The 12,836-nt window shown below is 60.6% G+C and carries 10 protein-coding genes; 5 read left to right on the top strand and 5 right to left on the bottom strand.

Annotated elements, in window-relative coordinates; all coding sequences use genetic code 11:
• Window positions 1–28: 28 nt before the first annotated feature.
• Complete coding sequence (locus HWQ14_RS02155) at window positions 29–1,171, top strand: IS481 family transposase (protein ID WP_432418025.1); 1,143 nt, start codon at window positions 29–31, stop codon at window positions 1,169–1,171.
• A gap of 151 nt (window positions 1,172–1,322) precedes the next feature.
• On the top strand, window positions 1,323–2,081 hold the full coding sequence (xynR, locus tag HWQ14_RS02160) for a DNA-binding transcriptional repressor XynR (RefSeq protein ID WP_176608844.1): 759 nt from the start codon (window positions 1,323–1,325) through the stop codon (window positions 2,079–2,081).
• A 4-nt stretch (window positions 2,082–2,085) separates the two neighbouring features.
• On the opposite strand, the gene HWQ14_RS02165 is transcribed toward xynR, so the two are convergent.
• The 5 genes from HWQ14_RS02165 to HWQ14_RS02185 all read right to left on the bottom strand — a co-directional run bounded on the left by HWQ14_RS02165 (window position 2,086) and on the right by HWQ14_RS02185 (window position 8,898).
• Window positions 2,086–3,696 carry a glycoside hydrolase family 43 protein gene (locus HWQ14_RS02165; protein ID WP_176608845.1) on the bottom strand — a complete coding sequence of 537 codons (1,611 nt, stop codon included), beginning with the start codon at window positions 3,694–3,696 and terminating at the stop codon, window positions 2,086–2,088.
• 11 nt (window positions 3,697–3,707) lie between these two features.
• Window positions 3,708–5,090, bottom strand: a complete 1,383-nt coding sequence (locus HWQ14_RS02170) for an MFS transporter (RefSeq protein WP_176608846.1) — start codon at window positions 5,088–5,090, stop codon at window positions 3,708–3,710.
• Between the two features lie 226 nt (window positions 5,091–5,316).
• A complete protein-coding gene (gene yagF / locus HWQ14_RS02175; RefSeq protein ID WP_176608847.1) occupies window positions 5,317–7,284 on the bottom strand; it encodes a xylonate dehydratase YagF in 1,968 nt (655 codons plus the stop codon).
• A 14-nt stretch (window positions 7,285–7,298) separates the two neighbouring features.
• Window positions 7,299–8,207 (bottom strand): 2-keto-3-deoxygluconate aldolase, encoded by a 909-nt coding sequence (gene yagE / locus HWQ14_RS02180; RefSeq protein ID WP_176608848.1) that lies wholly within the window; start codon window positions 8,205–8,207, stop codon window positions 7,299–7,301.
• 238 nt (window positions 8,208–8,445) lie between these two features.
• A complete protein-coding gene (locus HWQ14_RS02185; RefSeq protein WP_176608849.1) occupies window positions 8,446–8,898 on the bottom strand; it encodes a YhcH/YjgK/YiaL family protein in 453 nt (150 codons plus the stop codon).
• A 675-nt stretch (window positions 8,899–9,573) separates the two neighbouring features.
• On the opposite strand from HWQ14_RS02185, the gene arcA reads away from it, so the two are divergent.
• The 3 genes from arcA (at window position 9,574) to argF (ending at window position 12,834) form a co-directional block, all read left to right on the top strand.
• Complete coding sequence (gene arcA / locus HWQ14_RS02190; protein WP_176608850.1) at window positions 9,574–10,794, top strand: arginine deiminase; 1,221 nt, start codon at window positions 9,574–9,576, stop codon at window positions 10,792–10,794.
• 10 nt (window positions 10,795–10,804) lie between these two features.
• On the top strand, window positions 10,805–11,716 hold the full coding sequence (arcC, locus tag HWQ14_RS02195) for a carbamate kinase (protein ID WP_176608851.1): 912 nt from the start codon (window positions 10,805–10,807) through the stop codon (window positions 11,714–11,716).
• Between the two features lie 113 nt (window positions 11,717–11,829).
• Complete coding sequence (gene argF, locus HWQ14_RS02200; protein WP_176608852.1) at window positions 11,830–12,834, top strand: ornithine carbamoyltransferase; 1,005 nt, start codon at window positions 11,830–11,832, stop codon at window positions 12,832–12,834.
• Window positions 12,835–12,836: the final 2 nt, after the last annotated feature.

Genomic DNA, 12,836 nt, shown 5'->3' on the forward strand with positions numbered 1-12,836 from the left:
GCATAAGAACCCGTTTATGGAGTCGCTTATGCCCTGGGATGCGAGAGATACCATGTCATTACGTACCGAGTTTGTTTTGTTCGCCTCGCAGGACGGGGCGAACATCCGTTCCCTCTGCCGTCACTTTGGCATTTCACCTGCGACCGGCTACAAGTGGCTTCGCCGCTGGGGAGAGGAAGGTGCCTCCGGCCTTCAGGACCGCCCGCGCATACCGCACCATTCCCCGAACCGCTCATCTGACGACATCACTGCCCTGCTGCGTATGGCCCATGGCCGCCATCAACGCTGGGGCGCACGCAAGATAAAGCACTGGCTCGAAGACCAGGGGCACACTATGCCCGCCTTCAGCACCGTCCATAACCTTATGGCCCGCCATGGTCTGCTGCCGGGCACTTCACCGGGCATTCCCGTCACGGGACGGTTCGAACATGACGCGCCGAACCGCCTCTGGCAGATGGATTTTAAGGGCCACTTTCCCTTTGGCGGGGGCCGCTGCCATCCGCTCACCCTGCTGGACGACCACTCCCGTTTTTCCCTGTGCCTGGCGCACTGTACCGATGAACGGCGCGAGACCGTGCAGCAGCAGCTGGTCAGCGTGTTTGAGCGTTACGGCCTGCCGGACCGGATGACAATGGACAACGGCGCCCCGTGGGGAGACACCACCGGCACCTGGACGGGGCTGGAGCTGTGGCTGATGCGTCTGGGTATCCGGGTGGGGCACTCCCGGCCGTATCATCCGCAGACGCAGGGCAAGCTGGAGCGTTTTCACCGCAGCCTGAAGACGGAGGTGCTGCAGGGGAAGTGGTTTGCGAACGAGGGCGAGCTGCAGCGCGCCTTCGACCACTGGCGGACGGTATATAACCTTGAACGCCCGCATGAGGCGCTGGATATGGCGGTGCCGGGCTCGCGGTATAAGCCGTCTGTACGGCAGTACAGCGGCAACACACCGCCCCCGGAATACGACGAGGGCGTGATGGTCAGGAAAGTGGATATCAGCGGAAAGCTGAGCGTGAAAGGGGTAAGTCTGAGCGCAGGCAAGGCGTTCAGGGGAGAACGGGTCGGGCTGAAGGAGATGCAGGAAGACGGCCGCTACGAGGTGTGGTGGTACAGCACGAAAGTGGGGGTGATCGACCTGAAGAAAAAGTCGATCACCATGGGTAAAGGATGTTAAAAAGTGTTCACCATGTCCCCGAACACCTGTCTACCATGTCCCCGGACCGTACACCCACAGGGAGAGGGAGCAAACCGGCTCTGCTTCATTGATTTTTCACCCTGAAAAAGGTACGTTTTCGCCTTAATTCCAGCGTGGACATGCCAGCATTATGCCGATTATTCAGTCTGTTGAACGTGCGTTGCAGATCCTCGACCTGTTCAACGAGCAGGCCACCGAGCTTAAGATCACCGACATCAGCAAACTGATGGGGCTGAGCAAGAGTACCCTCCACTCGCTGCTGAAAACCCTGCAGCTTCACGGCTATATCGATCAGAACCCGGAGAACGGCAAGTATCGCCTCGGCATGAAGTTGGTCGAGCGCGGTCATTTCGTCGTGGGCTCCATCGACATTCGCCAGAAGGCGAAAGGCTGGCTGACGGAGCTGTCCCGGCGGACCGGGCAGACCACCCATCTTGGGATCCTGGACGGGCGTGAAGGGGTTTATATCGAGAAGATCGAAGGCAAGCTGGCCGCCATCGCCTATTCGCGCATCGGCCGCCGCCTGCCGGTTCACGCCACCGCCATCGGCAAGGTGTTGATTGCCTGGCTGGGCGAGGCCGAGCTGAACGCCCTGCTGGAGGGCTATCAATACACTACCTTTACGCCTGCCACCCTCGCCTCTCGCGAAGCCTTAATGAGCGCCCTGGCGCAGACCCGCGAGCAGGGCTATGCCCTGGATAGCGAAGAGAACGAGCAGGGCGTGCGCTGCGTGGCGGTGCCGGTGTGGAACCATGAATCCCGCGTGATTGCCGCCCTGAGCCTGTCGACGCTGACCTCCCGCGTGGACGACGCTGAGCTGGTTAATTTCCGCGAGCAGCTTCAGCAGGCCGGGCTCCAGCTCTCACGCGCGCTGGGCTACCCGGCCTGAGCCGTTATGCCGGCTCGTAGGTGAAGTAGTCGAAGTCCGCGTGGCAGCCGTCGCCGCTGATGTCCTCGCAGTGCAGCCCCACAAACGCGCCGGTGAAGAAGCCGCGCCCGCCGATGTAGTCGTCCGACAGCTTCCACGCCTCATACGTTACCGGCACGGTGTGCCACGTCTCGCCGTCGAACGAGTAGCTGTAGCGGTAGACCAGCGTATCCACGTCCACCCGCAGCCAGATGCTCTCCGCACTCTCCGGCACCGGAATCGGCTGCTCGTGCAGCGGCCACGACGGCACGTTGTGGTCGAGCTGAATCACCTTGATGGTTCTCCCCTGCCCCTCCTCGTAGTCCACAAAGCAGTAGCTCCAGTTTTTGCTGTTGTAGTAGCAGGTCAGCCCTGCGCTCTGCTGGAAGTGGACAGGCGAGAACTGCATCCGCGTCTCTGCCCGGAAGGTGAAGTGCTGCCAGCGGCGCGCCACGGTCGACTGGGTAAAGGTCGAGTTGAGCGAGTCGTTGCCGTAGAGCCGTAAATAGCCCGGGCGCGCGGTGAGCGAGCCGAGGGTGTCGTCGAACGGGATGCGCAGGGTTTGCAGTTCCGGGTCAAGCGTGCTGCCGTCGAAGTCCTCCCGCCAGCTGCACTGAATGGATGCAGGCTGTTCCGCCACCTGCGGGCCTTTAACGGCCAGCTGCGCGTGCTTGCCGCCTTCCACGTACGGCCAGCCGTCGCGCCATTCAATGCGGGCGATGCCGGTCTCGCGCCCCAGCGGGCAGTAGCCGCGCCCGCCGGATGCCAGCAGCGGCACGCCGGGCAGGCGCAGCGGGCGGCTGGTGAGGTAGGCCATGTACCATTCCCCGGTGTGGGTCTGCAGCAGCGAGCCGTGGCCGCTCTTCTGCAGCGGGTTCTCCGGCAGGTGCCAGCTGGTCATCATCGTCACGTCCGGGTGCAGCTCGTACGGCCCGTCGATGGTTTTTGAACGCAGCACCACGACGGCGTGCTCGTAGCTGGTGCCGCCCTCGGCGACCATCAGGTAGTACCATCCCGCGTGGCGGTACAGGTGCGCGCCTTCGGTGTAGCAGAGCGGCGTGCCGGTAAACAGGGTTTTGCGCTCCGGCAAGAGGGTGCCGGTCTGCGGATCGAATTCCTGCATTACAATGGTGTTGTGCGGGTTGCTGTGGTGGCGCGGCCCCCACGGGCGGTAGAGGTAATACTTGCGGCCATCGTCGTCGTGGAACAGGGACGGGTCAAACCCGCCGTTGCCCATCGGGATCGGCTCGCTCCATGGCCCCTCGATGGACGGCGCGGTGACGAGGAAGTTGCGGCCGTTTTTCCACGGCGAGTCGACAATCTTCACGTCGGTGTAGAGCAGCCAGAATTTGCCGTCGGCGTAGCTCAGGCACGGCGCCCAGATGCCGCCGGAGTCCGGGTTGCCCTTCATGTCCAGCATCGACACGCGGTCCAGCGGGGTGCTGACCAGCGACCAGTTTTTCAGGTCGCGGGAGTGGTAGATGCGCACGCCGGGGAACCACTCGAAGGTCGAGGTGGCGATATAGTAGTCCTCGCCCTGGCGGCAGAGGGACGGGTCCGGGTTGAAGCCGGTGAGTATCGGGTTAGTGATTTCCATATTGCCTCCGGTTAATGGGATGCGGCTGTCGCAGCGTCGGGAACGGCCTCGCCCTGCGCCGCGCGGTGCCTGATCAGCTGCTGGCTGATGGCCTCCACGCGGGCATCGGTGAGCTTATAGAACGACAGCATGATGAACATGCCCGCGTAGAGCACCACCGGCACCACGCAGAACAGAATTTTGATGGTGGTGAGCACCTCGACCGGCTGCACGCTGCTGCTGGCGGAATAGTTGACGTACGCGAGGATCCAGCCCACCACCGCCCCGCCAATCGCCAGGCCAATCTTCAGGCTGAACAGGTAGGTGGAGAACACCAGCCCGTCGAGGCGGCGCCCGCTGCGGCTTTCTTCGTAATCCACCACGTCAGAGGCCATCAGCCACTGCAGCGGCGTGGTGGTGTTAAAGACGAACAGGAACAGGATGTTGAGGGCAAAAATCAGCGCGATGTGCTCCGCCGGGGTGACGAAAATAAGCAGGCTGATCAGCGAGTAGGCGACGATGATCCACTTGAAGGCGGTGACGCGGTCGAAGCGGCCCAGCAGGCGGGAGGAGCAGAGCGAGCCGAACATCGTGGCAAGGCTGCCGTAGAGTAAAAACTGGGTCGCCATCTCCGGGTGATCCATCACGTATTTCACGAAGTAGAGCGTCGCCCCGCCGCGCACCACGTTGGAGCAGGTCGCCATCATCTTGAACGCGCACATGATCCGCCACTGGCCGTTGCCCAGCAGCAGCTTAAGGTCTTTCGCCACCGACGAGCCCGGCTGCACCTCAAAGGTGTAGCGCTCTTTGGTGGTGAAGAAGCAGACGTAGAGCAGCACCACGCCGCTCAGGCCCAGCACGCACATGGCGCCGAAATAGCCCACCTGCTCGTTCCCTTTACCGATGATGCTGACCAGCGGCAGCGCGATGCCGCTGATGGCGAGCGAGCCCGCCGCCGCCAGGAAGAAGCGCCAGGACTGCAGGGCGTGACGCTCTTTCGGGTCGGCGGTAATGACGCCCGGCATGGCGCAGTACGGGACGTTAACGAAGGTGTAGACCAGGGTCAGGAGAATGTAGGTCACGCAGGCGTAGACGATTTTGCCCTGCGCGGAGAAGTCCGGCGTGTAGAAGGTCAGCACGCAGACGATGCCGAACGGGATGGCGCCCCACAGCAGGAACGGGCGGAACTGGCCGTGCCGCGTGCGGGTGCGGTCCACCAGCAGCCCCATCAGCGGGTCGGTGACGGCGTCGAGCACGCGGGAGACCAAAAACAGCGTGCCCATAATCCCCGCCGACAGGCCGAAGACGTCGGTGTAGAAGTAGGCCAGCAGGAACATCGTGGCCTGCCAGACGAAGCCGCAGGCGGTGTCACCCAGCCCGTAGCCAATTTTGTCCTTCATGGTTAATTGCGTCATCAGAATTACACCCTTATGTAGTGTGCTGAATTACAACATCGTGTAGGAGGAGTGTAATGAGCTGTTCAATTAACCAGCAATGGTCATATCTTATTTCTGAATTACGTTATTTTGCTTTTGTGACGCCAGCGATATATCTCAACTTATTGTTTATATTGAAAAATAACAGACACAAAAAAGCCGCCCGCGGAATATTTTCCGCAGACGGGTTTATCTCAAAAAATAATTAAATGCCGAGCGCTTTTTTACCGGCGTTAATTACCTCAATGATTTTATCGGTGTCATAAATACAGCCTTTCCAGGTGCCGCCGCTCACCGACTGCAGCGCCGCCCACAGCCGGGTATCGTCCGGCAAAAAGTCGTGGGCGTGCAGGTCCGGGTGCGTCTGCCTTACTGCCAGCTCGCGCGCCCCCTCTTCCGGCGTCAGCGGGTTTTCTGCGGTACCTATAAAGTTCACGCTGCCCGTTAACGTCAGGCGATCCACGGCAATCTCAATGATGTCGTTATCGCGCAGCTTGCCAATCGGCCCGCCCGCCAGCGCCTCCGGCGACACGTGGCCGAAGCAGGCGCCCGTCGACACGCCCGAGAAGCGCGCATCGGTGATTAACGACACCGTCTTGCCCCACGAGATATGCTTCAGCGCCGAGGTGAGCTGGTAGGTCTCTTCCATGCCGGTGCCGGACGGCCCGCCGCCGATCACCACCATGATATCGCCCTGCTTAATCTCTTCCCGCTTGATGGCCTTAATCGCCTGCGCTTCCGAGACAAACACCCGCACCCGGCCGGTGTGGCGGTAAACGCCATCTTCGCCCACCACCGACGGGTCGATGGCCGTGGCCTTGATCACCGACCCTTCCGGCGCGATGTTGCCCGTCGGGAAGCAGACCGTCGAGGTCAGCCCTCTCGCTTTTGCCTTCTCCGGCGGCAGGATCACGTCATCCGGATCCACGCCGTCCTGCTCGCGCAGGCACTGGCGGAAGCGCGCCCGGCGCTCGGACGCCTGCCACCAGTCGAGGTTCTCGCCCACCGTCTGGCCGGTGACGGTCATGGCGTCCAGGTGCAGCAGGCCGAGTTCGCGCAGGTGGAGCATTACCTCCGGCACGCCGCCCGCGAGGAACGCGCGCACGGTCGGATGATAGTCCGGGCCGTTGGGCAGCACGCTGACCAGGCGCGGCACCCTGCGGTTGACGCGCGTCCAGTGCTCAACGTCCGGAATAGTGCAGCCCGCCGCGTGGGCGATGGCCGGGATGTGCAGCAGTAAATTGGTGGAGCCGCCGAACGCCGCGTGGATCACCATCGCGTTTTCGATGGCTTTGTCGGTGAGGATATCGCGCGTGGCGATGCCGCGGTTATCCAGCTCGCTCACCGCCCGCGCCGACTGGCGGGCGATCTCCAGCCACACCGCCTGCCCGGACGGCGCCAGCGCGGAGTGCGGCAGCGCCAGACCCAGCGCCTCCGCCACCACCTGCGAGGTGCCCGCCGTGCCGAGGAACTGGCAGCCGCCGCCCGGCGAGGCGCAGGCGCGACAGCCCAGCTCGGCGGCCTCCTGCAGGGAGAGTTCGTGGTTGGCGAAGCGCGCGCCGATGGTCTGCACCTTGCCCGCGTCTTCCCCCACGGTCGGCGGCAGCGTCGCCCCGCCCGGCACCAGAATGGTCGGCAGATCGTGCATCGCGGCCAGGGCAATCATGGTGGCGGGCAGTCCTTTATCGCAGGTCGCCACGCCGATCACCGCCCGGCGCGTCGGCAGGGAGCGGATCAGGCGGCGAAACACGATCGCCGCGTCGTTGCGGTACGGCAGGGAATCAAACATGCCGTGCGTGCCCTGCGAGCGACCGTCGCACGGATCGCTGACAAAAGCCGCAAACGGGATCCCGCCGTTGCGGGTGATCTCCTTCGCCGCCGCCTGCATCTGCATGCCGATCTCCCAGTGCCCGGTGTGGTAGCCCAGCGCAACCGGGCGTCCGTCTCCGGCGCGGATGCCGCCCTGGGTGCCGATAATCAGCACCTCTTTGCCGGTCAGCTTGTTGGCATCCCAGCCCATCCCGGCGTTCTGCGTCATGCCGAACAGGTTGCCGCTGGGGGATTCCATCAGCATCTGCGGGGTCAGCGGCAGCGCGCCCTGCGGCCCCGCCGCGTGGGTGATCACCGCATAAAACGCATCGTCCTGTGGGGTGAAAATGTTCTCGATGGTCATGGTTATCGTCCGGCTCAGCAGAGTTTGAGCTGTTGCAGCAGGGTTTTCAGCTGCGCCTTACGCGGCTCGTCCAGCGCGGAGGCGGGCGGCAGCACGTGCGTGGAAATCGGGCGGCCGCAGAGCACTATCGCCTCTTTAATGACGTTCACAAACGGCGTATCCAGCTGATACATCTGCGGTATTTGCAGTAAGGTCTGATGATACTCAGCCGCTTTCGCCACGTCTTTATCCCGCCAGGCTTTCAGAAGATTCACCGACACCTGCGGGGCAAAGTTGCCGCTCGCCGAAATCGCCCCGTCGCCGCCGAGCAGCAGGGTATTAAACAGATGATCGTCGTAGCCGCACAGCACGGTGAAGTGCGGATGGGCGGCTTTGACGGTGTGGATCATGCTGCGCAGGTGGGCCACGGAGTCGATGGTGTCTTTAATGCCGACGATGTTACTGCGCGAGTCGGCCAGGGTTTTGACCAGCGACGGCGTCAGATCCTGCCCGGTCAGCGCCGGGAAGTTATAGAGCATCACCGGCAGCGTGACGCTGTCGGCAACCTGCTCGAAATAGCAGATCAGGTTCGCTTCCGATACCTTCCAGTAGTAGGGGTTAATCACCACGATGCCGTCCGCCCCCGCCTGCTGGGCGTGCTGGCTCAGCGCAATGGTTTCCCGGGCGTTGGTGCCGCCGGTGCCGATCAGCACCGGCACACGACGATCGACGTGTTCAATAGCAAAGCGGGCAATGGTTTTACGCTCTTCGGCGCTGAGCTGGGAGAACTCACCGCCGCTGCCCAGGAAGAACAGGCCGTCAACGCCTGCCGCGATCAGATCGTCGATCAGCGCGGCGGTGCCCGGCTTATCAAGCTGGCCATCGGCGGTAAAAATGGTGGAGACAGGGGGAATGATTCCCGTGAACAACGCGGACTGCGGCATGAGATCTCCTTGCTGAATCATTTTGTTCTACATTATAGAACAGCGTTCATTAATTTAACGATCATACTATGACGCAGAAAAAGCACAGGTAAATGAGAAGGGAAGAGGGAGTGCGGGAAGTTTAAGCTGGATCACATATTAGAGGGTGCGGTCTGGTGCCCTCACCCTGACCCTCTCCCACAGGGAGAGGGAACTTTTACACCCTCTCCCCTTGGGAGAGGGCCGGGGTGAGGGGAAATTACTCCACCAACATCTTAACAACCACTTTCCTGACCTTAGCAGGCGCCCCCACCGCGCACAGCGGCTTATGTACTTCACCCGGCCAGAACACCACGAAATCCCCTTCGCTCAGCACCACGGTTTTCTCCTGCTCGCCTTCCGGCAGGAACGCGATGTCTTTATCCGCCAGCCAGTCGGTGTCCGGCGTGCCGTGTGGCAACGTACTGAACGTCATCCCTTCCTGCCCTTTGAGCACAATCTGAATGTCCAGATAGCGCGCATGGTACTCCGCGCGGCGCTCGGCAAACGGCTGGGTCATGTCTTCGGAGACCAGATAAAACAGGCTGTTGCCGCTGATGTCGTGCTTGCCGATCGGCGTGGCGTCGGTGACGTGTGCCTTAACGTGCTCAATGGCCTGACGCAGCTCGACCGGCAGCCAGGACTGAAGATGATGAATGTTGCCAATAATCATGGTTGAATCCTCAAAGTAAAACATCGTTTCATTTTTATCTTTTATACGAGGATTGTCTCGTTCACACCAGCCCTTTTTAGGCAAGTTTTGCGCGAGCGCATGTTTATCGGTAAATGTGTTAATCCTATGTTAATTACACGCCGGCAATTATGCAGCGGTTATGCATAACCTCATTCGGCGCGTTTTACGTGCCCGGCATAATCGGCTGAAATACAAGGTTAATTCACAAAACCTGCTGCCGCATCACACTTTATCACTTCGATTATTTCCTTTATAACTCCATATTTATTTATTGATTTTTCTTAAGTCAAAAATAGTTAACCGGCATTTCTGCATAGCCATTCTTTCGACATGATTTTATCTTTTAAAATCAAACACATGACCAACCATTTCAAAGTATTTAATTCTACAAAATAATAACAACCTCAAATAATGCCAGCAGATCCTGCTTAGCTATTCATCTGCCCGTAATATGAAATTAATCATTATCTGATGCGAATCATGCAAATGAAAACAAACCTCTTAATATCCGATTTCGCGTGAGCAATATCACATTACGGATTATTTAACTGCCTAGTATAAATCACGAAATCAATTGAGCTTAGCCGCCATGCAATTAAATACATTACATGGCGCATGCCCTTTTTATTCTGAAAAACAGTTAAAGGAATAATTATGGAAAAGCATTACGTCGGTTCTGAAATCGGTCAATTGCGTAGCGTTATGCTGCACCGCCCAAATTTAAGTCTTAAACGTTTAACGCCGTCAAACTGTCAGGAGCTGCTATTTGACGACGTGCTCTCGGTTGAGCGGGCGGGTGAGGAGCATGACATTTTCGCAAACACGCTGCGCGAGCAGGGTGTGGAAGTCCTGCTGTTGACCGACCTTCTGACACAAACCCTTGATATTGAAGAGGCTAAGGCCTGGCTGCTGGAGACGCAAATCTCCGACTACCGTCTCGGGCCAACCTTTGCCGGCGACGTCCGCGGCTGGCTGGCGGATATGCCGCACCGGGAACTGGCGCGCAGATTAAGCGGCGGATTAACCTACGGCGAAATTCCGGCAGCCATTAAAAATATGGTGGTGGATACCCACACGGCGAATGATTTTATTATGAAGCCGCTGCCGAACCATTTATTTACCCGCGACACTTCTTGCTGGATTTATAACGGCGTCTCCATTAACCCGATGGCCAAACCGGCCCGCCAGCGCGAAACGAATAACCTGCGGGCAATATATCGCTGGCACCCGGCGTTTGCCGACGGCGATTTTATTAAGTATTTCGGCGACGAGAATATTAATTACGACCACGCAACCTTAGAGGGCGGCGACGTATTAGTGATTGGCCGCGGCGCGGTATTAATTGGCATGTCTGAACGCACCACCCCGCAGGGCGTGGAGTTTCTCGCCAACAGCCTGTTTAAACATCGCCAGGCCGAGCGCGTGATTGCCGTTGAGCTACCGAAGCACCGTTCCTGCATGCACCTCGACACCGTCATGACCCACATCGACGTGGATACCTTCTCCGTCTACCCGGAAGTGGTGCGCAAGGACGCCCAGTGCTGGACGCTCACCCCGGACGGACGCGGCGGCCTGCTCCGCACCCAGGAAACCGACCTGCTGCACGCCATCGAGAAGGCGCTCGGCATTAATCAGGTACGCCTGATCACCACCGGCGGCGACGCCTTTGAGGCCGAGCGCGAGCAGTGGAACGACGCCAACAACGTGCTCACTATCCGCCCGGGCGTGGTGATTGGCTACGAGCGCAACGTCTGGACCAACGAGAAGTACGACAAGGCGGGTATCACCGTGCTGCCCATCCCGGGCGACGAGCTGGGACGCGGGCGCGGCGGCGCGCGCTGCATGAGCTGCCCGCTGGAACGAGACGGAATTTAAAGGAGCCATCATGGAACGAAAACCCACTCTGGTTGTGGCCCTGGGCGGCAACGCGCTGCTCAGGCGCGGCGAACCGCTGGAAGCCGACATCCAGCGTCAGAACATCGAGCTGGCCGCCCGCACCATCGTCGGGCTGACTGAGCAGTGGCGCGTGGTGCTGGTGCACGGCAACGGGCCGCAGGTCGGGCTGCTGGCGCTGCAGAACAGCGCCTACGACAGGGTCGCCCCCTACCCGCTGGACGTTCTCGGCGCGGAAAGCCAGGGAATGATCGGCTACATGCTCCAGCAGGCGCTGAAAAACAACCTGCCCCAGCGCGAGGTGAGCGTGCTGCTCACCCAGGTGGAGGTGGACGCCGCCGACCCGGCCTTCAGCAACCCGACCAAATACATCGGCCCGGTGTACAGCGAAGCGCAGGCGAAAGCGCTGGCCGCCGAGAAAGGCTGGGTGTTTAAGGCCGACGGCGGCTACTTCCGCCGCGTGGTGCCCTCTCCGCAGCCGAAGCGCATCGTTGAGCGCGACGCCATCGCGGCGCTGATCCAGCGCGACCACCTGGTGATCTGCAACGGCGGCGGCGGCGTGCCGGTGGTGGAAAACACCAACGGCTACCGCGGCATTGAGGCGGTAATAGACAAAGACCTCTCCGCCGCCCTGCTGGCGCGCCAGATTGAGGCGGATGCCCTGCTGATTTTGACCGATGCCGACGCGGTGTATCTCGACTGGGGCAAACCAACCCAGCGCCCGCTGGCGCAGGTCACGCCGGAACTGCTCAGGGGCATGCAGTTCGACGCCGGCTCGATGGGGCCGAAGGTCGCCGCCTGCCGCGAGTTTGTTGAAGCCTGCAATGGGATAGCCGGGATCGGCGCGCTGGCCGACGGCGCGGAGATCCTCGCGGGCGAGAAAGGCACGTTGATTCGTAACTGAATAACTTCACACCTCGCCCCTCACCCCTCACCCTAACCCTCTCCCCTTTGGGGAGAGGGCCGGGGTGAGGGGTGCGGGCACCAGACAGCTGACAATTTAAAAAGGATTCCCCCATGACCATTAACCTGAAAAACCGCAATTTCCTCAAGCTGCTGGACTACACCCCGGCAGAGATCCAGTACCTGATCGACCTTGCCATCGAGCTGAAGGCGGCCAAAAAAGCCGGGCGCGAGAAGCAAACCCTGGTCGGGAAAAACATCGCCCTGATCTTTGAAAAAACCTCTACCCGCACCCGCTGCGCCTTTGAAGTGGGCGCGTTTGACCAGGGCGCGCAGGTCACCTACCTCGGCCCAAGCGGATCGCAGATTGGCCATAAAGAGTCGATGAAAGACACCGCCCGCGTGCTGGGCAGGATGTACGACGGCATCGAATACCGCGGCTACGGGCAGGCCATCGTCGAGGAGCTGGGCGAGTACGCGGGCGTGCCGGTGTGGAACGGCCTGACCGACGAGTTCCACCCCACCCAAATACTCGCCGACCTGATGACCATGCTGGAGCACGCGCCGGGCAAAGCCCTGCCGGAGCTGAGCTTTGCCTATCTCGGCGACGCGCGGAACAACATGGGCAACTCGCTGATGGTCGGCGCGGCCAAGATGGGCATGGATATCCGCCTGGTGGCGCCGAAATCCTTCTGGCCGGAAGCCGGGCTGGTTGAGCAGTGCCGCGCCATCGCCAAAGAAACCGGCGCGCGCATCACCCTTACCGACGACGTGGAGGAAGGCGTTAAGGGGGCCGATTTCCTCTACACCGACGTGTGGGTCTCCATGGGCGAGCCGAAGGAGGCCTGGGCCGAACGCGTCAGCCTGATGAAGCCGTATCAAATCAACGCGCACGTCATGAAGGCCACCGGCAACCCGAACGTCAAGTTCATGCACTGCCTGCCGGCGTTCCACAACGAGCACACCAAAGTGGGCCGCGAGATCGAGATGGCGTATGGCCTGAAGGGGCTGGAGGTGACGGAAGAGGTCTTCGAATCACCGAACTCCATCGTCTTCGACGAAGCGGAGAACCGCATGCACACCATTAAGGCGGTCATGGTGGCGACACTCGGCGACTAATC

Origin of the sequence: Enterobacter cloacae (assembly GCF_013375935.1) — a bacterium.
In the GTDB taxonomy this organism is placed as follows: domain Bacteria; phylum Pseudomonadota; class Gammaproteobacteria; order Enterobacterales; family Enterobacteriaceae; genus Enterobacter; species Enterobacter pasteurii.

Excerpts from the sequence above, each read along its gene's own strand:
- HWQ14_RS02155 (WP_432418025.1), top strand. The coding sequence starts at position 29 with ATGCCCTGGGATGCGAGAGATACCATGTCATTACGTACCGAGTTTGTT.
- xynR (WP_176608844.1), top strand. The coding sequence starts at position 1,323 with ATGCCGATTATTCAGTCTGTTGAACGTGCGTTGCAGATCCTCGACCTG.
- HWQ14_RS02165 (WP_176608845.1), bottom strand. The coding sequence starts at position 3,696 with ATGGAAATCACTAACCCGATACTCACCGGCTTCAACCCGGACCCGTCC.
- HWQ14_RS02170 (WP_176608846.1), bottom strand. The coding sequence starts at position 5,090 with ATGACGCAATTAACCATGAAGGACAAAATTGGCTACGGGCTGGGTGAC.
- yagF (WP_176608847.1), bottom strand. The coding sequence starts at position 7,284 with ATGACCATCGAGAACATTTTCACCCCACAGGACGATGCGTTTTATGCG.
- yagE (WP_176608848.1), bottom strand. The coding sequence starts at position 8,207 with ATGCCGCAGTCCGCGTTGTTCACGGGAATCATTCCCCCTGTCTCCACC.
- HWQ14_RS02185 (WP_176608849.1), bottom strand. The coding sequence starts at position 8,898 with ATGATTATTGGCAACATTCATCATCTTCAGTCCTGGCTGCCGGTCGAG.
- arcA (WP_176608850.1), top strand. The coding sequence starts at position 9,574 with ATGGAAAAGCATTACGTCGGTTCTGAAATCGGTCAATTGCGTAGCGTT.
- arcC (WP_176608851.1), top strand. The coding sequence starts at position 10,805 with ATGGAACGAAAACCCACTCTGGTTGTGGCCCTGGGCGGCAACGCGCTG.
- argF (WP_176608852.1), top strand. The coding sequence starts at position 11,830 with ATGACCATTAACCTGAAAAACCGCAATTTCCTCAAGCTGCTGGACTAC.